The 19,238-nt window shown below is 46.4% G+C and carries 16 protein-coding genes; all 16 read right to left on the minus strand.

Going from position 1 to position 19,238, the window contains the following annotated elements; all coding sequences use genetic code 11:
- Positions 1-1,134, minus strand: a complete 1,134-nt coding sequence (locus DWX75_RS10225) for a DUF262 domain-containing protein (RefSeq protein WP_118016216.1) — start codon at positions 1,132-1,134, stop codon at positions 1-3.
- Between the two features lie 46 nt (positions 1,135-1,180).
- Complete coding sequence (locus DWX75_RS10230; RefSeq protein WP_118016217.1) at positions 1,181-2,224, minus strand: glycosyltransferase family 2 protein; 1,044 nt, start codon at positions 2,222-2,224, stop codon at positions 1,181-1,183.
- Positions 2,225-2,261: 37 nt separating this feature from the next.
- Complete coding sequence (locus DWX75_RS10235) at positions 2,262-3,293, minus strand: glycosyltransferase family A protein (protein ID WP_158558790.1); 1,032 nt, start codon at positions 3,291-3,293, stop codon at positions 2,262-2,264.
- Positions 3,294-3,400: 107 nt separating this feature from the next.
- The gene (locus tag DWX75_RS10240) at positions 3,401-4,462 is read right to left on the minus strand and encodes an NAD(P)-dependent oxidoreductase (protein ID WP_118016219.1); all 1,062 of its coding nucleotides are present in this window, start codon (positions 4,460-4,462) and stop codon (positions 3,401-3,403) included.
- Between the two features lie 10 nt (positions 4,463-4,472).
- Positions 4,473-5,195 (minus strand): 2-C-methyl-D-erythritol 4-phosphate cytidylyltransferase, encoded by a 723-nt coding sequence (locus DWX75_RS10245; RefSeq protein ID WP_118016220.1) that lies wholly within the window; start codon positions 5,193-5,195, stop codon positions 4,473-4,475.
- A gap of 12 nt (positions 5,196-5,207) precedes the next feature.
- Positions 5,208-6,377, minus strand: coding sequence for a CDP-glycerol glycerophosphotransferase family protein (locus DWX75_RS10250; protein ID WP_158558791.1), 1,170 nt, complete (start codon positions 6,375-6,377; stop codon positions 5,208-5,210).
- Positions 6,378-6,490: 113 nt separating this feature from the next.
- Positions 6,491-7,558: a glycosyltransferase family 4 protein gene (locus DWX75_RS10255; RefSeq protein ID WP_118016222.1), complete on the minus strand. Its 1,068-nt coding sequence runs from the start codon at positions 7,556-7,558 to the stop codon at positions 6,491-6,493.
- 12 nt (positions 7,559-7,570) lie between these two features.
- Positions 7,571-8,539, minus strand: coding sequence for a glycosyltransferase (locus DWX75_RS10260; protein ID WP_158558792.1), 969 nt, complete (start codon positions 8,537-8,539; stop codon positions 7,571-7,573).
- A 10-nt stretch (positions 8,540-8,549) separates the two neighbouring features.
- A complete protein-coding gene (locus DWX75_RS10265; protein ID WP_118016224.1) occupies positions 8,550-10,010 on the minus strand; it encodes a radical SAM protein in 1,461 nt (486 codons plus the stop codon).
- 10 nt (positions 10,011-10,020) lie between these two features.
- Positions 10,021-10,848, minus strand: coding sequence for a glycosyltransferase family 2 protein (locus DWX75_RS10270; RefSeq protein WP_158558793.1), 828 nt, complete (start codon positions 10,846-10,848; stop codon positions 10,021-10,023).
- 25 nt (positions 10,849-10,873) lie between these two features.
- Entirely contained in the window at positions 10,874-12,277 is a 1,404-nt protein-coding gene (gene wbaP / locus DWX75_RS10275; protein ID WP_118016226.1) for an undecaprenyl-phosphate galactose phosphotransferase WbaP, read from the minus strand.
- A 297-nt stretch (positions 12,278-12,574) separates the two neighbouring features.
- Entirely contained in the window at positions 12,575-13,456 is an 882-nt protein-coding gene (locus tag DWX75_RS10280) for a virulence RhuM family protein (protein ID WP_199497594.1), read from the minus strand.
- 172 nt (positions 13,457-13,628) lie between these two features.
- On the minus strand, positions 13,629-14,525 hold the full coding sequence (gene speB / locus DWX75_RS10285) for an agmatinase (RefSeq protein ID WP_118016228.1): 897 nt from the start codon (positions 14,523-14,525) through the stop codon (positions 13,629-13,631).
- Positions 14,497-15,366: a polyamine aminopropyltransferase gene (speE, locus tag DWX75_RS10290; protein ID WP_118016229.1), complete on the minus strand. Its 870-nt coding sequence runs from the start codon at positions 15,364-15,366 to the stop codon at positions 14,497-14,499. The genes speB and speE overlap by 29 nt, the downstream gene beginning before the upstream one ends.
- A gap of 390 nt (positions 15,367-15,756) precedes the next feature.
- On the minus strand, positions 15,757-17,208 hold the full coding sequence (locus DWX75_RS10295) for an aminotransferase class I/II-fold pyridoxal phosphate-dependent enzyme (protein ID WP_118016230.1): 1,452 nt from the start codon (positions 17,206-17,208) through the stop codon (positions 15,757-15,759).
- A 769-nt stretch (positions 17,209-17,977) separates the two neighbouring features.
- On the minus strand, positions 17,978-18,769 hold the full coding sequence (gene speD, locus DWX75_RS10300; protein ID WP_118016231.1) for an adenosylmethionine decarboxylase: 792 nt from the start codon (positions 18,767-18,769) through the stop codon (positions 17,978-17,980).
- Positions 18,770-19,238 lie beyond the last annotated feature (469 nt).

The following is a 19,238-nucleotide window of genomic DNA, read 5'->3' on the forward strand; positions in this document are numbered from 1 at the left end:
CTAAAAATAAATCAGTGTTTTAGTAACTGCGAAGTTTGAGTGATTAGTAATAAGCGTTAATAATAATGGCCTCATTTGTTCTTGTCTTCTTTTTTTAAAGAAATTAAATATCTTATATTCAAGGTTAGAGCAATTTTTATTATCGCCGTCAAAATTAGGAGAAGCCAACATTAAATAGTATTCCGATTTTTTTACAATATCATCTAAAAGGTACTGTGTATCATGTTGTTTATTATTCTTTTGTATAATTTTATAATCAGATATCTTGTCGCCTTTACTTCTTTGTGTTCCATATCTATGTATTGTATAATGACGAATGAATTTTTTTAAATTCGTATTCCCAAGCTTTTGCTCAATTAACATCCACTCTTGTTTTGCTTGATCCCTTGTAGTTTCTGGTTCTATATAGCGCATAATATAATTTTTCAAGAGTTCATGATCTTCTAAATCTAACCCTCTGGCGTTTAATATTTCAAATATAGTATAAGAATCCTCTTCTGATGTTGCAGTAATATTTATAAACTCGATATCTCTAACAGCCTTTCTTAAAAAAATAATTTTGTCTTCATCCCCAGAACTATATTTCTCTATTTCATATATAAAAAACTTAAAAGCTGCAACTATATTTTTATCTATGGAAATTGATGGTTTTTCTAAAAAATATGTAAGAGTATTATTTTGTAATGATTCTGATGTTTCTTCCATCAAGTGCCGTACTATTTTTTCATATGATCTATTATTTTCAGCATCCAAAACCACGACTTCTTTGTTGCTTTCATTGGTTGTAATCACATATGGCTTTGTACCATTAAAATCATTCATTTCATTATATTTTTTCATCAAATACATAATACTAACCAAAAAAATAGAAATAGTCATTATTCGCTGTTGACCGTCTATAATTGTGAATGTAGGAACGCCATCTTTTATCTCCCCCTTTTTCAATACAATACTGCCAATGAAATGTGAATAATCTTCTTTACGTTCTCGGTATAATACATCATTAAAGAGTTCTTGCCAATTCGTTCTGCCCCATACATATCGTCTTTGATTTCTTGGTATAGCATATGTCTTTCTATTAAATAAATCATATATACGTTCTTCTTTAGCATTAAAACTCATTTTAAACTCCATTTCTCATTACTTTCGTCAAAAGCACAAACAGAAAATATTATACTTTTCATTTGACTAATTGCTTCAAAAGTCTATTCAAATAAATAAAAGCCCCATATACGAAAAATGCTCGATGCATCACTAAGTAATATTGAAGTCGCGTCTTCCGCCCCATTGCAGAAATATCTGCATCTTTTCCTAATAAACATAAATCATTTGAAAAATTTTTCTTAACAGAACGGTATCGTTGAAAAACAGAAAGTTTATCGTTAGTAAACTCCATTTTTATCAAGCTTTTCAAGATCATCATGGCACGATTTGGTATTTGCTTCTTAAGATAACCTTTTTGATCGATCTCTTGCAAGCGCTTAAAAAATAATTCAAAATTTTTCCAATATACGGCGTTATAACTTCTCGTTGCTTGTCCTTGCCGTACCACGTAATAATATAACGGCGCTTGCATAACATACATGCTATTTATACTATACAACACCTTAAACATTCCAATTTGATCTTCACTATGGACAAGACCTTTTCCAGCTTCCAATGCCGCTTGTACAAAGCATCTCTTGAAAAGTCTTGTCCAAAGATATCCCGTCACGCCTGCCCATTCTGTATGTTTATCATAAAGAAAATTACTCGCTAAAAGTTCTCGAATCTTCTCTTGATTATAGTAGCCGGGGTTAGGGCGAATAAGGGAAGGAACTTCTTGTCCGTCTATCACATCATAATATTGACAAGAAACCATGTCTACCTGATATGTCTGCTGTGCCTGCACCATCAAGTTTATGATATGCGTTGAAACATAATCATCCGCATCAACGAACATGATCCAGTCTCCATGCGCATGAAGAAAGCCATTCATCCTAGCCGATGTAACTCCGGCATTCTCTTGCGTAATGAGCTGTATTCGCAAATCTCTTGCTGCGTATTGTTTGCAAATCGATATACTGTCATCCTGACTTCCATCATCCACCAGAACAATCTCAATATTTTTATATATTTGTTGTATTAAACTATCCAAACATTTTGATAAATATTCCTCGACATTGTATATAGGAACGATAACAGAAACTAATGGCGTTTCTAACAGTTGTTTTTTTTTATTCATCTATTCTCTCCCGCCAAAACGGCAGGAATAGATCATCTTACCGCTTTAGCATTATACGTTTTAATTTGTATACTGTAAGTAGACAACCCGCCTTCATCAAGGCAAACTTAATAAGGGTTTTCACCCCCCCCCGATTTGCATATTTATACGTAATTAATGTATATGGATAATTTTTCACCATTTGATTAAACTCCCTCATGCTCTTCAAAAATCCTTCTTTTTCGAGTGGTGTTAAATAATATCCGTTGATGATCGCGTGCAGTGATTCAAAGACCCGATTGGCAAAAGCGCCCTCTAAGCTGCCCTCATGTTTTTGCATGTAGGGCAGCATAGAGACCAAAAGGTCTCTATGCTGCCCGATAAAATCTGGATTTGGTTTACGGCTCGTCGACATCAGGTTCTCTATATACAGATACCATTCGTGATACACAACAGCCAGCTTATCCGTAGCCTCAAGGAGATCCAGGTTCCAAAGTTCATCTTCACCCAAGACCAGCTCAGACTTAAAAAGATGCTTTTCTGCCAGTTCGCGTTTCACGATACGTGCCACAGGACCACGACTGACATAGCCATTATCCTTCCTATAAAGTGGAGATCCCAAGTCGAACATATGACGATACAGCTCACAATATCCTTTCGCATCTATTTTTTTCAGCTCCAAGGAATCGATATGAGGATTTTCTTCTCGTTCTGTTCCTTGTTTTACATAGTGAACCAGGCCATATACGACATCATAATCACATGCATATTTTTTCAGTTTAGCAAGGTCAAGAAGGAATTGTCGTGTGACCATATCATCAGCATCCGCAAAGCATATATATGTTCCTTTTGCACGGTGAATCCCTTCATTTCGTGTTCTTGCTGCACCACCATGAGCTAAATGATAGACGCTTGTATGCGGATATTCTATAATGATTTGATCTAACGTACGGGCACATTCTTTTTTACTTCCATCGTCCATTACCAGTATTTCAAAGTCATTGAAACTACTTCGATAAAAGCTATCAAGACATCGTCTTACGTCTGAAACCTCATTATTGTATACAGGAATAATAATAGAATAAAACAAATATATCGCCCCCTTCCTTATCTATCACTAAAATTAGTGTATTCATACGTACAATAATTAGTATTATAAAATGATTTATATAGATACAAATAATATCTTTATCTTTTTTATTTTAATTCCATCAAAACTTGCATTGTTACTTGAATGCCTGTTTTTATATTATAAAATGGCATCCATCCTAACCTGCGCATTTTTTTTCCATCTAATCTTGCTTTTGTAGCTTTGCTATATCCTGCTTTTTCAGTAGCATCTGGTATCTCAAAAATTACTTTTGTTCCTGCAATCTTTGCAAGAGTAGCTGCCAGGTCTTTCAACGTGATATCTGAGTGTTGATCTGCGATATTATAGGCTTCTCCTGATTTGCCCAAAAGTAGAACAGTTAAAAGTCCAGAAACAGCATCTGCTACATATGTATATGAATAATACTGATTACCCGCACTTTTTAAAACAATATCTTCACTAGCAATAGCTTTTTTTATAAACTGACTGATAGCCTTCGTGTCGCTTTCCAACATAGTAGGCCCATAAGAACGAGTAAGTCGAGGAATTACAACATCAAGGCCTTTTTGTTTCATATACGCCTGGCATAACGCTTCTCCACAACGTTTGCTCTCAGGGTATCCAGCCCGTAAAGTGTTGCAATCAATATACCCGCAATAATGCTCATCAAAGAGTTCCTGATCCCCTCGATTTTCCCCATAAATTTCATTAGATGAAGCAAAAGCAAATCGTTTTGTATGATGATGGACGCCGAAATCAAGCATATTTTTTAGGCCAATAATATTGGTTGTAATCGTTCCAATAGGATCTGTAGCATAAGCAACGGGATGTGTGTTACTAGCTAAATGAAGAACATATTCGATTCTTTCATTGTTTTGCAAATGCAATGGTTCATTGATATCATGCGAAAGGAAATGAAAAAGCGAAGAATTCTTATAATAAGCAAAGCGTCTCTTGGCTTTCTCTTCACTCCGTCCCAATGCAAAAACCTTACAGTTTGCTTTTTTATAGGTATTACGCCACATGAGTACATCTATCAAAAAAGAACCAATTAATCCAGTAGCTCCAGAAATAAGTATTGAAGCATCCTGGATTTTTTCCCAAGGCAATGAGAGTTCTGCTACTCGTTTGACATCTTCTTTATACAACGGATGTTCATGTATATCCATTCCGCATTCCTCATTTCAACCAAGTATCTTTATCTGCTTTTAAATACGCTTTAAAAAGTTCTAAGTCATCTTTTGTCGTCAGCTTGATATTCTTATCTGATCCAGCAGCAAAATGCAATGTTACGCCCAACTCAACCATCATAGTATTCGTATATGAAGATCCATAGATGCCGATTTCCTTTTCAAATGCCTCATGATATTTCTCGTCCAAAAGATCAAAACGGTATGCCTGTGGCGTAGATACGCGCCGTAAAGTCTCTCTCGGGATATATTGCTTAGTAGTGGTATTGTCATCTGGATTAATGATGAAAATCTGCTCATTATATGGCATAGAAGTAACTGCATTACCATACTTCTGTGCCTTAAGTAAGACATCTGTCAAAACAGTATCATCAACTAAAGGACGAATGCCATCATGGATTACAATAATATCATCCGGCTGTACTTTTCCTTCTAAGTTATAAACTCCGTTTCGGATAGATTCCTGGCCAGAAACACCACCTGATATAATCCATTTTAATTTAGAGATATTGAATTGCCGTGCATAGGCACGAAGTACATCATGCCATCCATCAAGGCAGACAACCTCAATAGCATCAATCTGAGGATGTCTTTCAAAACTCTCCAACGTATAAAGTAATATTGGCTTATCATATACATTGATAAACTGTTTTGGGATATCTTGGCCCATACGTTTACCAGATCCACCTGCAATTAGAATAGCTATATTCATCTAATCAATCCTTTATTTTTCTCCAGAATTTTTTTCATTTTTATAGCATATTGCCTTAATTAAACGACCAATCTGCTCAGATGCAGTTCCGTTTTCATAAGATCCCAATGCTCTATGATGTTCAAATATACGTTCTTTGTATATATCAGAATTAAAGTTCTCTATGTTTCGAACCATTTCTTCGTTATTTTCTGCTAATGGAAAAGGCCATTCATCAATAGGAGTGTGAAAATTCCTTTCTTTTTTGTAACTAGACAAATCATTAGCATAAATAAAACAAGGCCGGCCTGTAAAAGAAAAATCCCATATACTCGACGAATAATCTGTAATAAGAACATCAGCAGCTGCTAAAAGCTCCTGCATATCGACATACTTACTTACATCTATAACTTCATCCCGTCTCTGTACTTTAGAAAAAATATCCTTTGCCAAATGTGGATGACTGCGAACAAGGAGTATAAATGATTTTTTAAATCGTAACTGTAATGAAGATAACAATCTATTTACATCTAAATCTATCCTCATACCATTGTCTCTAAAAGTAGGCGCATATAAAACAATTCCTTTATCTGGTTGTATCCGATATTTTTCCCGTACCAGATCAACAGCATGCTGCATCTGATTTGCATCAAAAAAAATATCATTCCTAGGCATTCCAAATGGCAAAAATTTCATCGAACTACCTATGTCCTTTTCAAAGACATAAGAAAATCTTTTACAAGAGCTAACCACATAATCAATCGAGTTCACGATACGATAGATACGTTTCTTTTTCCATTGATTAGGAATTTTGCTGAATCCTTTATCTATCTTTTTATATGCTCCACCGCCATGCCAAGTATTGATAAATATTTGACCGTGACGTTTAAACACCCATACAGGAAGATTGTTATTAAAAATAATTATAGAAGATGTGAAAAAATGATATAAAAACTTTATATCATGATAGTTACAAAAAGAAATATCATTAGGATAAGAATCATCGTCTGCTCTTCGTTTTACCCAAATTATCTTTATTTTCTCATTTTCAACAGCTATTTTTTTATCAATATATTTTAAATTGCAATAGTAGTGCCCATTAGTTGGATAAAAAAGAATCTTTTTTTTATCTATTGGTAACAATAAAAATAAGTGCTCAAAAAAAATAATGACTCTCGTGACTATTGTCTTAAAAAAGTCCACGCACATAAAAAACTCCCCTTGAAAATACTTATAAAATTCCTATTAGAGAAAATTCTTGATAAGTATAGATTCTAAAATAAGATATTCAAAATAATATACAGTAAAATTTAAAATCATAAAATTTCTTTAATAACATTCTCAAACTGTATTACAGAGTCATCCCAGTTTAATACCTTTATATCCTTATACCCATTCTCAGCCAGTTGGATCCTTTTTTTTTCATCATCAAATAACCGCGATATATTGTTGATTAATCCATCTACATCTTTAGGTGCTGAGAGTAATACATTTCTTCCTTCCACTGTATATTCATGTACCCCACCGTAATCACTAGCAACATAAGCAGCTCCGCAAGCCATAGCTTCTGCCCCCGTAAGTCCAAATCCTTCTTTTATTGATGGGCAGAGATAGATTAGTGATTGATTATAGATTTTACGAAGTTGCTCCTGTGTAGCATTTTGGATATATTGAATCCAGTCAGGAAGATCCTTGGGCCTTGCCGGAGTACCAAACAATATTGCTTGTAAGGCTGGATATTTCGTTTTTAATCTACGTAAAGCCTCTATCCCATATTTTGATCCCTTATGCTCATCCTTATGATAAAGCATGGAAATAATTGGCTTCGTACGTTGAGAAATTGGTATATCTACATCGAAGACCTTAAAATCTATTCCATTTGGAATTAAGATCGAATCTGCACCCGCAGATTTTACAATTTTCTGCAGCCACTTTGCAATGACAATATTTTTCATTCCAAGACAATACGATTTTCTTACTTTATCATCAGTCCATCCATTCCAATTTTCATAGTCTTGGATAAAGTAAACTTTTTTTCCTTTTGATGACGCTGTTTCTGCAACCTCGTATGCAGTATCAATTGCTGTTGCACAAATAACGTCTCCATCCGGAAGTTCTGAATCTATTAATTTTTTATATTTACAAATCTTATGTATACGAGAATCAAGGGTGAACCAAGTAGGAAAATAATATGCTCCAAAATAATAATATAATAGTTTTACAAATTTAGGAATGTGCTGATTCCTGTTCATTCCTGAAAAACAATGAAAAATCAGCGTAATGTCATGTCCACGTCTACAAAGTCTATTTGCATATTCAAAGATCATTTTATAGCCGCCTACTGGAACTCTTGAAACCCCAGGCAGTACGAATGAAATCTTCATATTAACTCCTAATCACCTTATACCAAACTTCCGTACTTCTTCTCGAATAATACTTAATATTTTAGAAAACATCCAGTGGGGAATAAATGGCATCAGTAATTCAAATAATGTAACACCAGGTCGGACTTTAATAAACTGACACATACGGAAAAAAGTTTTGAGCCCAGGATATTTAGCATAGGCTACTCTTGCTTCAATCCACATGCCTTCTTTTTGATAGTCTTTCCAATAAGATAAATGATTTTGAAGAAAGACAAACAACGCTTTTTCTTTGTTTAATTTCAATCGATAATAATCAGACTTTGTCTTTACTCCATGCAATGTTTGACTATTATTAGTGCCATGAATACGATGCTGTAATAAAGAGTCCTGCATATAGAAAAATTTGCCTTTTGTTAAAGCAAACATTTCCAACCACTGGTCATGAAATACCATGTTGGGAAACGGTAGTGCTGCTTTTGCGATCGAAATAGGCATTGCCATTGCACATCCTATATTCCAATTTTTCACTAAAAAAGTTCCTTTTTGATATTCTATGTCATTAAGGATATCTAATCCTGCAGGATAATAATGTTCTTTAACCACATGATTATGATCATCAATCAACTGACATTCACAATGGCAACAGGAACATTCCGGATACCCTTCCATAAAAGCAACTGTAACTGAAATCTTGTTCTCTTTCCAAATATCATCCTGGTCACAATAAGCGATGTATTTCCCCTCGGCAGCTTCTGTTAAATAGGCAAATGCCTGAGTCACTCCATTGTTTTGTCCATTGTCCAATATTCGGTAAGGAAATTTAGTGATATATTTGGAAACAATCTCGTCACAATGAAATTCATGAGGGCTGTCATTCCAAATAAGAAGATTTATATGGTCATAGTCCTGCTTGTTGATGGATTCCAATTGCTGCCGGAAAAATTTCAGGTTAGGTTTGTAAACAGCCATCGCTATAGTGACTTTAGGTAAGTTCTTCATATTCTCCATTTTATTTAAATAAGAATTTCTTAATCTTCAAAAATGCTTTCAGTGAACGTTTTAAATCTCGAGGATCTTTAAATCCCATCCATAACCGATGCATGATATATTGAGGACGTAAATAGTATTTCTTACGAGCGTCATCGCAGAATCGCACCATCTCTTCTCCACTGATGCCAGGAAGATTCAAGACGCAGTTGATTGTCCCATCTTCTTTGACATATTCATCATATTTTCCGTTGATATATCCGTTCTTCTTAGCCCATGCATATGCCTCGGTTCCCGGGAACGGGAGCAACGGGTAGAACTGCATGGTATCTGTATTCAGTTCGAATGCCAACTTCAAGGTCTCCTGCATCGTCTCTTTGGTTTCGCCCTCGTTTCCTACCATATAGCAGGCATGAACCAATAAGCCAGCTTTTTTTGCATTCTTGATGTACTTCCGAATCAAATCCAGATTCGTACCTTTTTTGATATTCCTCAAAATCTGGTCGCTGCCACTTTCAATGCCGGGGATGATCAACCGACAACCAGCTTTTTTCATAATGACCATGGTATCATAATCCAAGTTTACTCGGGCATTGCAAAGCCAGGTCATACGTTTAGAAAGGCCTTTATCAATCAACAACTGACAAATATCTCGCACTCGCTTGATGTTTCCTGTAAATGTATCATCTTCGATAACGATTTCCTTCACATCAGGAAAATTATCCGCAATATACTGGAACTCAGCGACTACATTTTGTGCAGAACGCAACCTGTACTTATGTCCATGAAGGGTCTGAGGATAAACGCAGAAATTGCAATGTGCCAGACAGCCTCGGCCGGTAAAAATCTGGATTTCAGGATAATAAGAAGCACCAAAGAAATAGTCCTTGTAATTCAAATATTCTTTGATGAATTTAGACGCAAAGGGGATTTCATCAAGATCCTCAATATAAGGCATATCGGGGTTCGATTTAATCGCTCCCTCTTTATCCCGATAGGTCAAGCCCAATACATCCCGATAGTCTTTCCCATCACGAATCCGGCAGGCTACATCTCTCACGATATAGTCAAATTCATGGCGGCAAATGGCATCTATACTGTTGCTAAGGCCCAACGTTTCTACTGGTAACGCCGAAGGATGAGTACCTACCAGCAAGGTAACAGCTTCAGGATAAGCTTTCTTTACCTCTTCAATGAATTTCACATCACTGTACAAAGATGGCGTACTGGTTTCAAATACAAATAATTTCGTACCTTCTCCATGTTTTTGAATAAAATCCATGGATTGAGCGGCATTTAAAGGAGTTGCGGGCGCATCTAGGAATTCTACATCGAATCCGTTCTTTTGGCAAACAGCTGCTGCATAGATCAGCCAAAGTGGATAATAGAGTGTGCCACTGCGAGTCAACGCCGGGCTGCGATTTTCTCGAGAAAATTTGCCATATTCTGCTTTGAATGGTGGATTCACAAAAAAGACTTTCATTCTATTCTCCTTAGTTTTTGTAATGAACATAATCCGGTTTATTGAAATAACAATGATATCGATGGAAGAGATAAAGCAACCCTCTTATATGTTCCCAATTGTGTTTGCTAAATACCTTTTTCCTGGACAATCTCTGCCACGCATGGATAATTGAAACATTTTTCGCATAGCACACTCGATACCCATGTTTCCACGCCCTCATACAGTATTCTACATCTTCAGGGGCATAAAATATATTTTCATCTAAAAGGCCAATTTTTTTGACAAGGCTGGCCTGCATCATCCAGCAGGCGGACATCAAATACCCTACATTCGTCACATCTTGTATTTTGGGAATCTGTTCTTTCGCAGCCCCTCTTTCTCTCAAGTTTTTTAACGGCAGTACCTTCAACACTTTCAAAGAAAGCGTTGGAATTGCCCGTCCCGAGTTCTGAATACTTGCATCCAGTCCTTTTAAAACCGGGCCAATTATCCCGATTGTCGGATCACTGGCAAGAATTCCCGCCACTTGCATTATAGCCGCTTCATTGACGATTGTGTCAGAATCCAGGACACAAATATATCTGGAATTCTCACAAGCTTTTTTTAACCCCATATTCCTGCTGACAGTAGTTCCTCTGTTGATGGATAAACGAATGATTTCAAGACTGGCATGTATCAATTGTCCTTTTATCCGTTCTAACGCAGACAGGGTACCATCTTGTGAGCCATTATCGATAACATAAATCTTGGTACTGAGCGCTTTGATTGTATCAATCGATTGCAGGCATTTTTCGATATATTTTTCTGAGTTCCATGTAAGTATAATAAAAGAAATGTCGTATTGCCTGTTTTCCAACGTTGAATCCTCCAATGCCTGCTTTTTAATATGCACCCTTCCCGAAGAATACGGCCTTGACGGTCTTTACGAGGTACATAAGGTCGATCCAGACGGACCAGTTGCGGACGTACCAGGTGTCCATGGCGACGCGTTCTTCGTAGGTGGTGTCGCTGCGGCCGCTGGCCTGCCACATGCCGGTGATGCCGGGCAGGACCATGCTGTACTCGCGGAAGTATTCGCCGTAGCGCTCGATCTCGGCTGTGACGATGGGCCGCGGGCCGACGAGGCTCATGTCGCCGCGGACGACGTTCCAGAGCTGCGGGAGCTCGTCGAGGCTGGTCTTGCGCAGGAAGGCGCCGAGCTTCGTGACGCGCGGGTCGTGCTCGAGCTTGAAGTTGGCTTCCCATTCCTTGCGGGCCTCGGGGTTCTCGGCAAGATATTTCTCGAGGGCCTGCTGAGCGTTTGGGATCATGGTCTGGAACTTGTAGCACGGGAAGAGCCGGCCGTTCTTGCCGACGCGCTGGTGCGCGAAGATGACGTGGCCTTTGTTGTTGATGGCGACGACGAGGACGAGGCCCATAAGGATCGGCAAGATGGCGATGCTGCCGCAGATGGTGCAGACGAGGTCGAACACGCGCTTGATGGCGCGGTTGCGGCGGCTCGCGAGGTTGTTTTTCATCGTGAGCATGAGGATCTCTTCGCTGAAGAGGGTCTGTGTCTCGATGCCGGCCATCGGGGTGCCGATGAGGTCGGGCACGAAGGAGATGTTGCGCACGTAGGGCTGAATCTTCTGGATGAGGTCCTGCAGGGCTTCTTTCTTGAGGCCCGGGGCCGTGATGATGACGTTCTGGATGCCCGAGTCGCGCACGATGTGCTCCGCGTCTTTCATTTTACCATAAAGCAGGAATTTTTGTGAGATGCGTTCGGAAATCGGGTGGTCGTCGATGATGCCCGTGATGTCGTAGCGGTAGCCGAGGTCGCCCTGAAAGAAGCGCAGGACGCGTTCGGCGGTGCGGCCTGCGCCGATGAGGATGACGGGCTCGTAGAAGATGTGTGCTTTCTTGAGGAAGAGGCGCAGCAGGTAGCGCACGATGAGCACGGAGAAGATGACGAAGATGCAGAACAGGCCGGCATAGATGCGCGAGAGCGCGATGCTTTCCTTGAACAGGAAGAGCAGGATGATGCAGCTCACGATGCCGTATACGACGGCGCAAAAGCCTTTGCGGACGGCGTCGAGCATGGGCTGCATCTTCGTGTAGGCGTGGGCCTGTGCGAGGAAGACGAAGAAGATGAGCGGCACCCAGAGGTAGATGTACTGAGCGGGTATGGTGTAGACGACATTCCAGTTGCGGCACCAGAGGGCCAGTTTTTCCGCCCCGACGATGGCCAGGTAGTCGGCCAGGACAAAGACGAGCGGCGCCAGATAGCGTATGTATTTTCTATTCACTTCGGTACCTCTCCCCTTTGCAAACACGGATCAGCAAGAATGGCTGCTGCTGTTTCGTATGGATATATGTAGGATTCAATGGAGTGATTCCCCCTTATCGCTCATTGGTGATTTTTCATAGTATACACGAATCTTATTATATGGCAAAAATGCAGCGATAGCAAGGCATTTCGGCGAGGGAACGCGCAGTTGTAACAGTGTATTCAAACCTTTGTTCTATACCTTTCTCTTGCCTGTGGGGATAGCAACAGCCCGCCTTTGGCAGGGGACCAGGGCGGGCTGTTGCTTGTGGTGCTGTTATGGCTTGCGGTGCTTGATTTCGGGGATTTCTCTTTCGAGTTCAGCGAAGTCGTCGGCGTCGGCCTGCAGGGATTCGGCTTGCTTGCGGCGGGCGTCGAATTCGACGTAGGTGTCCGTGACGTAGCGGACCATTTCGTCATGGGAGTGGCTGCCGCGGCCGGCAAGGATGGGAATGCCGTGGTCCTCGAGGAGCTTGTCCACGGTGCCGCGCCAGTAGGCGAGCGTCAGGTCTTTGCGCATTTTGGCGCGCAGTTCGGCGCTTTCGAGGAAGATGGTGACGAGACGGTTGAGCGTGTCGATCTCGTCTGCCGTCAGGTAGTTCTTGGCGATGATGATGTCGCTTTTGCGCACGATGCTCCCCTTCCAGGACGTGAGTGCCATGTTCTGCCTGGCGGCGTCGGCACGCGCGATGATGAGGTCGGCGGCGGTCTGGCCGGTCACGCCGTAGATGAGTTTGTTCTGGACTTCGGCAAAGAAGAGCTGCGTGGCGCGGTCTGTCTTGTCGTAGTCGGAGGAAAGGGCGAAAAGGTCGCGGAGTTTCTGGTAGAAGCGCTTTTCGCTGGCCCGGATGTCGCGGATCCGCGCGAGGAGTTCGTCGAAGTAGTCCGGGCGGCCGTCGGGGTTCTTCAGGCGTTCATCGTCGATGACGAAGCCTTTTTGCAGGTATTCTTTGAGTGTCGTGTTCGCCCAGCGGCGGAATTGGGTGCCGCGCGGGGAACGGACGCGGAAGCCGACGGCGAGGATGGCATCGAGGCTGTAAAAGGGCAGTTCACGTTTTACAGAACGTGTTCCCTCTTGGCGAACCTGTAAGAATTTCTTACAGGTTGCCTTCTCGTCCAATTCGCCATCTTTATAGATGGTTTGGAGATGTGCGTTCACGTTCGGACGGGTACACTGGAACAGTTCGGCCATCTGTGCCTGTGTCATCCAGACCGTGCCGTCGTTGGCGTAGAGCTTGACGCTGGCGGCGCCGTCGTCCGTGTTGTAGATGATGATATTGTCCATTTTTACTCCCTATACACAAACTATCTTCCCCCCCACTCTCCCCGGCTCAGAGCTGTTCGGGTTTGAGGAAGGGCTTTTCGAGGCAGAGGAGCATTTCGCGCAGGATTTTGAGGGCGGTGGCGGTGGAGGCGCCGCTTGGGTCGAGGGGCGGCGAGAGCTCGACGAGGTCGCAGCCGACGATGTTGCAGCCGCGGATGACCTGGAGTGCGGCGCGCAGGAGTTCCTGGAAGGTGACGCCGCCGGCTTCGGGGGTGCCGGTGCCGGGGAAGCACGAGGGGTCCAGGACGTCAAGATCAATGGTGAAGTAGACGGGGCGTCCGCGGAGTGCGGCGATGGTTTCCTGGAGGCCCGTGAAGTTGAATTTCTGGATGTGGGTGTGGCCCTCCCTGCTCCAGTACCATTCGGCGCGTTCGCCGCTCCTTATACCGAACTGGTGGATGCGTCCGTCGCCGAGGAGGTCCCAGAGGCGGCGGATGACGGTGGCGTGCGAGAGGTGGTTGCCGAGGTATTCGTCGCGCAGATCGGTGTGGGCGTCAAAGTGGATGACGCAAAGGTCGTCATAGGCGGCGTGGACGGCTTTGACGGCGGGCAGGGTCACGAGGTGTTCGCCGCCCAGGAGGAACGGCAGTTTATGGTCCTCCACCACCCTCCTGGCAAATTCCTCGATACCGTTGAGCGCGCGCGGCGTGTCACCGAAGCAGAGTTCAAGGTCGCCGCCGTCGAAGATTTTGGCGTCTTCAAGGTCCATGTCCTGATACGGGCTGTAGGTTTCGAGGCCGTAGGATTCGGCGCGCATCGTGCGGCTCGCGAAGCGCGTGCCGGGGCGGTAGGATGTGGTCGAGTCGAAGGGCGCGCCGTACAGGACGATGCGGCTTGCTTCGTATTCCGTTTCGCAGCCGAGGAAGGTTTCGATATTACGGTTCAATGGGTTCTGGTTCGACATCGCGGAGCATCTCCTCTACGTAGTTTGGCAGGGCGAAGGCGCCTGCGTGCAGCTGGGTGTTGTAGTAACGGGTATTGAGTCCGAGGGCGTTCCAGCGGACCCAGTTGACGTCTTTGACGGGGTGGCGGTTTTTCGAGGCAAAGCCGAAGAGCCAGTGGCCCGAGGGGTAAGTCGGGATGTGGGCCTGGTAGACGCGGCTTATGGGGAAGGAATCGACGATGCGTTTGTGGGCGCGCTGCATGGCGTAGGCGTCCTGGGTGTAGAAGGGGCTTTCGTGCTGGTTGACCATGATGCCGTCGTCGTGCAGGGCCTTGTAGCAGTTGCCGTAGAATTCCTTGGTGAAAAGGCCTTCGCCCGGGCCGAAGGGGTCGGTCGAGTCGACGATGATGAGGTCGTAGGCGTCTTCGCAGTGGCGGACGAATTTGAGGCCGTCTTCGTAGTGGATGGTGAGGCGCGGGTCGCCGAGACAGCCGGCGGTCTGCGGCAGGTATTTACGGCAGACTTCGACGACGAGTTCGTCGATCTCGACGAGGTCGATGTGTTCGATGGCCGGGTAGCGCAAAAGTTCGCGGACGGTGCCGCCGTCGCCGCCGCCGATGACGAGGACGCGCCGGGCGTCGGGGTTGACGCACATGGGGACGTGCGTGATCATTTCGTGGTAGATGAATTCGTCTTTTTCGGTGAGCATCATGTAGCCGTCAAGGGTCAGGAAGCGGCCGAATTCGCGCGAGTCGAAGATGTCGATGCGCTGGAATTCGCTTTTGCCGGAGTAGAGCTGGCGGTCTACTTTGATGGAGAGTTTGACGTTTTTGGTGTGGTTTTCGGTGAACCAGAGTTCCATATGGGCTCCTTTCGTAGAGTGTAAGCGTTCCGTTCGATTTTCACATAGCGGTAAAGGGATTGCCTGCAGGCTCCCCTATCGGCCCTGCGGGCCACGCCCGGGGATGCCACTGGCATCCCGCTCCTGCGGAGCCCCCCCAAAGGGGGAAGCTAAGCCTTCCCCTCTGGGGAAGGTGGCAGCCGCAGGCTGGCGGAAGGGGCGACTGCTCGCAGCCTAGTGTCGGCACGCTGAAAACGGAATCTTAAGATCCGCCTTTCAGTGCGCAACGAAGAGATTGCCTGCAGACTCCCCTATCGGCCCTGCGGGCCATGTCCGGGGATGCCACCGGCATCCCGCTCCTGCGGAGCCCCCCGAAGGGGGAAGCTTCGCTTGGCGGCACATTTTCCCGCCTTACTTCATGACGTTGAGGTACTGGATGTTCATGTCTTCGGGGCCGGTCATTTGGCAGCCTTTTTTCTTGGCGTAGCGGATGTACGTGAGGATTTCGTCGGTGATGCGTTCGCCCGGAGCGAGGATGGGGATGCCGGGCGGGTAGCACATGACGAATTCGCTGCAGACGCGGCCGGCGGTCTTTTCGATGGGCAGGGCTTCTTTTTCGGCGTAGAAGGCTTCCTGCGGGCCGTGGACGACTTCGGGCTCGATGTATTCGGCTTTGAGCATTTTCGAGGAGTCCTTGCGGTAGTTGCGGCGGATCTCGGCGAGGGCGGCGACGAGGCGTTCGATGTCCTTGGGGCGGTCGCCGACGGAGACGTACGCGAGGAGGTTGGCGATGTCGCCGAATTCGGTCTGGATGTCGTATTCGTCGCGCAGGAGGTCGTAGACTTCGATGCCGGCGAGGCCAACGGGGCGCGTGAAGATGGAGAGTTTCGTGATGTCGAAGTCGTAGATGGAGTCGCCGTTCACGAGTTCTTTGCTGTAGGCGTAGTAGTCGCCGATGGTGTTGATCTCGTCGCGCGCGTATTCGACGAGGCGGATGACTTTGTCGAAGATCTCGCGGCCATGCAGCGCGAGGTTGCGGCGGCTGATGTCGAGGCTGGACATGAGGAGGTACGAGCCGCTCGTCGTCTGCGTGATGTTGATGATCTGGTGGACGTAGCCGGCGTTGACGTTCGGGCCGCATAAGAGCATGGAGCTCTGCGTGAGGGAGCCGCCGGATTTGTGCATGCTGATGGCGGCCATGTCGGCGCCGGCGTCCATGGCGGAGATGGGCAGGTCGTCGTGGAAGTAGAAATGGGTGCCGTGGGCTTCGTCCGCGAGGACCATCATGCCGTGGGCGTGTGCAAGGCTGACGATGGCCCGGAGGTTCGAGCAGATGCCGTAATAGGTCGGGTTGTTGACGAGGACGGCTTTGGCGTCGGGATGGCGGCGGATGGCCTCCTCCACCTCCTCCACGCGCATGCCGAGCGAGATGCCGAGAGTGTGGTCCATCTGCGGGTTGACGTAGACGGGGATGGCGCCGCAGAGAATGAGGGCGTTGATGGCGCTGCGGTGGACGTTGCGCGGCATGATGATCTTGTCGCCGCGGCCGACGGCCGTAAGGACCATGGCCTGGACGGCCGAGGTGGTGCCGCCGACCATGAAGAAGGCGTGTGCGGCGTGGAAGGCTTCGGCGGCGAGGGTTTCGGCGTCTTTGATGACGGAGACGGGATGGCAGAGGTTGTCGAGCATCTTCATGGAGTTGACATCGACGTCGAGGCATTTTGGGCCGAGGAAGTCCCGGAGTTCGGGGTTGCCGCGGCCGCGTTTATGGCCCGGTACGTCAAAGGGTACGAGGCGCGCGCGTTTCATGCGTTCGAGGGCTTCAAGGACGGGTGCCCGGTCCTGCGAAAGGTAATGGTCCAATTGGGTTCACTTCCTTTGGATAGAATGAAAAGAACGGCTACGATTGACGGTTTGAACACGCTGAAACCAGGACCTCAAGGTTCGCATTTCAGCGTGCGGCATGACTTTTGCCTGCAAGTTCCCCTATCGGCCCTGCGGGCCACGCCCGGGGATGCCACTGGCATCCCGCTCCTGCGGAGCCCCCCCAAAGGGGGAAGCTAAGCCTTCCCCTCTGGGGAAGGTGGCAGCCGCAGGCTGACGGAAGGGGCGACTGCTCGCAGCCTGGTGTCGGCACGCTGAAAACGGAATTTAAGATCCGCCTTTCAGTGCGCAACGAAGAGATTGCCTGCAGGCTCCCCTATCGGCCCTGCGGGCCACTTCCCCCGAAGGGGGAAGCTAAGCCTTCCCCTCTGGGGAGGTGGCCCGCAGGCTGGCGGATGAGGTCGGGGAAGCTGGCGGCGCAGCCGTCTGAAGGGGCGATTGCTCGCTATGTCATATTGGCTTGATGAAAACGATATCTCAAGGTTCGTTTTTCATCGAATAGCAAAGCAGCAACCAGCAGGTCCCCCTATCGGCCCTATGGGCCACGCCCGGGGATGCCACTGGCATCCCGCTCCTGCGGAGCCCCCCCAAAGGGGAAGCTCTGCTTCAAGGCAGATTTCTCAATAAACGCCTGAGCCCAGCAAGCGACAGCTTTCCCCACAGCCTTCCCCTCTGGGGAAGGTGTCACCGAAGGTGACGGATGAGGTTGGGAAAGTGGCAGCCGACGGGCTGATGGAAGGGCAATTGCTCAGTAGACGTTGCGGCCGCTGAAGATCTCGATCATCTCGCGGCGCAGGCTGTTGCTGATGGCGAGGCGCTCGCGGGGCGGGATCTCGTAGATGTCGGTGTTGAAGAGGTAATTCTGGAGCGGCAGCTCCTTGATGAGCATGCGTGTGTGGTAGAGATTGGCCTGGTAGAGGTTGATGTCCACGGCGTCGTAGCGGTCGAGGGTCGCGGGCTCGATGAACTGCTGGATGGATGTCATCTTGGAGTCCATGAAGAGCTTGCGGCCGTGCAGGTCGCGCGTGAAGCCGCGCACGCGGTAGTCCATCGTGATGATGTCAGAGTCGAACTGCGCGATCATGTAGTCGAGCGTCTTGAGCGGCGAGATCTCGCCGCAGGTGGCGACGTCGATGTCGACGCGGAACGTCGCGATGCTCGTCTCTGGGTGGAATTCCGGGTATGTGTGCACCGTGACGTGACTCTTGTCGAGATGCGCGAGAATGGTGTCGCCGAGGATGGCGGACTCTACGGGCTTCTTGCGCCCCGAGGTCACGGCTTCTTCCTCGGCGATGAGCATCGTGACGCTCGCGCCCTGCGGGTCGTAGTCCTGTTTGGCGATGTTGAGGATCCGCGCACCGATCATCTCCGTGACTTTCGAGAGGATCTTCGTGAGGCGTTCGGAATTGTACTGCTCGTCGATGTATTTGATGTAGTCCTGCTGTTCGCGCGGTGTCTTGGCGTAACAGATGTCGTAAATGTTGAAACTGAGGGATTTCGTCAGGTTGTTGAAGCCGTAAAGTTTCAGCTTTTCCTCCAATCCAGCTAACCTACCTTTCGTTTGTTCGTAAATGGCGTTTCGTCAAAAAAGGCCACGGCTCCAAGAGTCGTGACCTGCCTGCAAAACTCGCTTTTATTTTATCAAAGAAGACCCGGCAAAACAAGAAAAATATCATGTTAAGGCGCAGCTTGCCCGACCTCATCCGTCAGCCTGCGGTGACACCTTCCCCAACCTCATCCGTCAGCCTGCGGCTGCCACCTTCCCCAGAGGGGAAGGCAATGGGGAAGGCACGCGGCTTGCTGCGCTCGTGTTTTGCCGAGAGACACGAGCCCAAGCCTTCCCCATTGGGGAAGGGGGACCGCGATAGCGGTGGATGAGGCCCTGCGGGCCACCTTCTCCAGGGATGCCCCGGCATCCCGCGCTTCGCGCCCATGCGCGGGCTACGACGCTTGTGAGGACTTGCAGTTGAGTTTTGTTCTTGCCCGTCAGCTCATGGACCTCTTCCGCC

This window comes from Mitsuokella sp. AF21-1AC (assembly GCF_003458855.1).
Classification (GTDB): domain Bacteria; phylum Bacillota; class Negativicutes; order Selenomonadales; family Selenomonadaceae; genus Mitsuokella.

Coding starts and splice junctions, on each gene's coding strand:
- DWX75_RS10225 (WP_118016216.1), bottom strand. CDS start 1,134: ATGGAGTTTAAAATGAGTTTTAATGCTAAAGAAGAACGTATATATGAT.
- DWX75_RS10230 (WP_118016217.1), bottom strand. CDS start 2,224: ATGAATAAAAAAAAACAACTGTTAGAAACGCCATTAGTTTCTGTTATC.
- DWX75_RS10240 (WP_118016219.1), bottom strand. CDS start 4,462: ATGGATATACATGAACATCCGTTGTATAAAGAAGATGTCAAACGAGTA.
- DWX75_RS10245 (WP_118016220.1), bottom strand. CDS start 5,195: ATGAATATAGCTATTCTAATTGCAGGTGGATCTGGTAAACGTATGGGC.
- DWX75_RS10255 (WP_118016222.1), bottom strand. CDS start 7,558: ATGAAGATTTCATTCGTACTGCCTGGGGTTTCAAGAGTTCCAGTAGGC.
- DWX75_RS10260 (WP_158558792.1), bottom strand. CDS start 8,539: ATGAAGAACTTACCTAAAGTCACTATAGCGATGGCTGTTTACAAACCT.
- DWX75_RS10265 (WP_118016224.1), bottom strand. CDS start 10,010: ATGAAAGTCTTTTTTGTGAATCCACCATTCAAAGCAGAATATGGCAAA.
- speB (WP_118016228.1), bottom strand. CDS start 14,525: ATGTCGAACCAGAACCCATTGAACCGTAATATCGAAACCTTCCTCGGC.
- speE (WP_118016229.1), bottom strand. CDS start 15,366: ATGGAACTCTGGTTCACCGAAAACCACACCAAAAACGTCAAACTCTCC.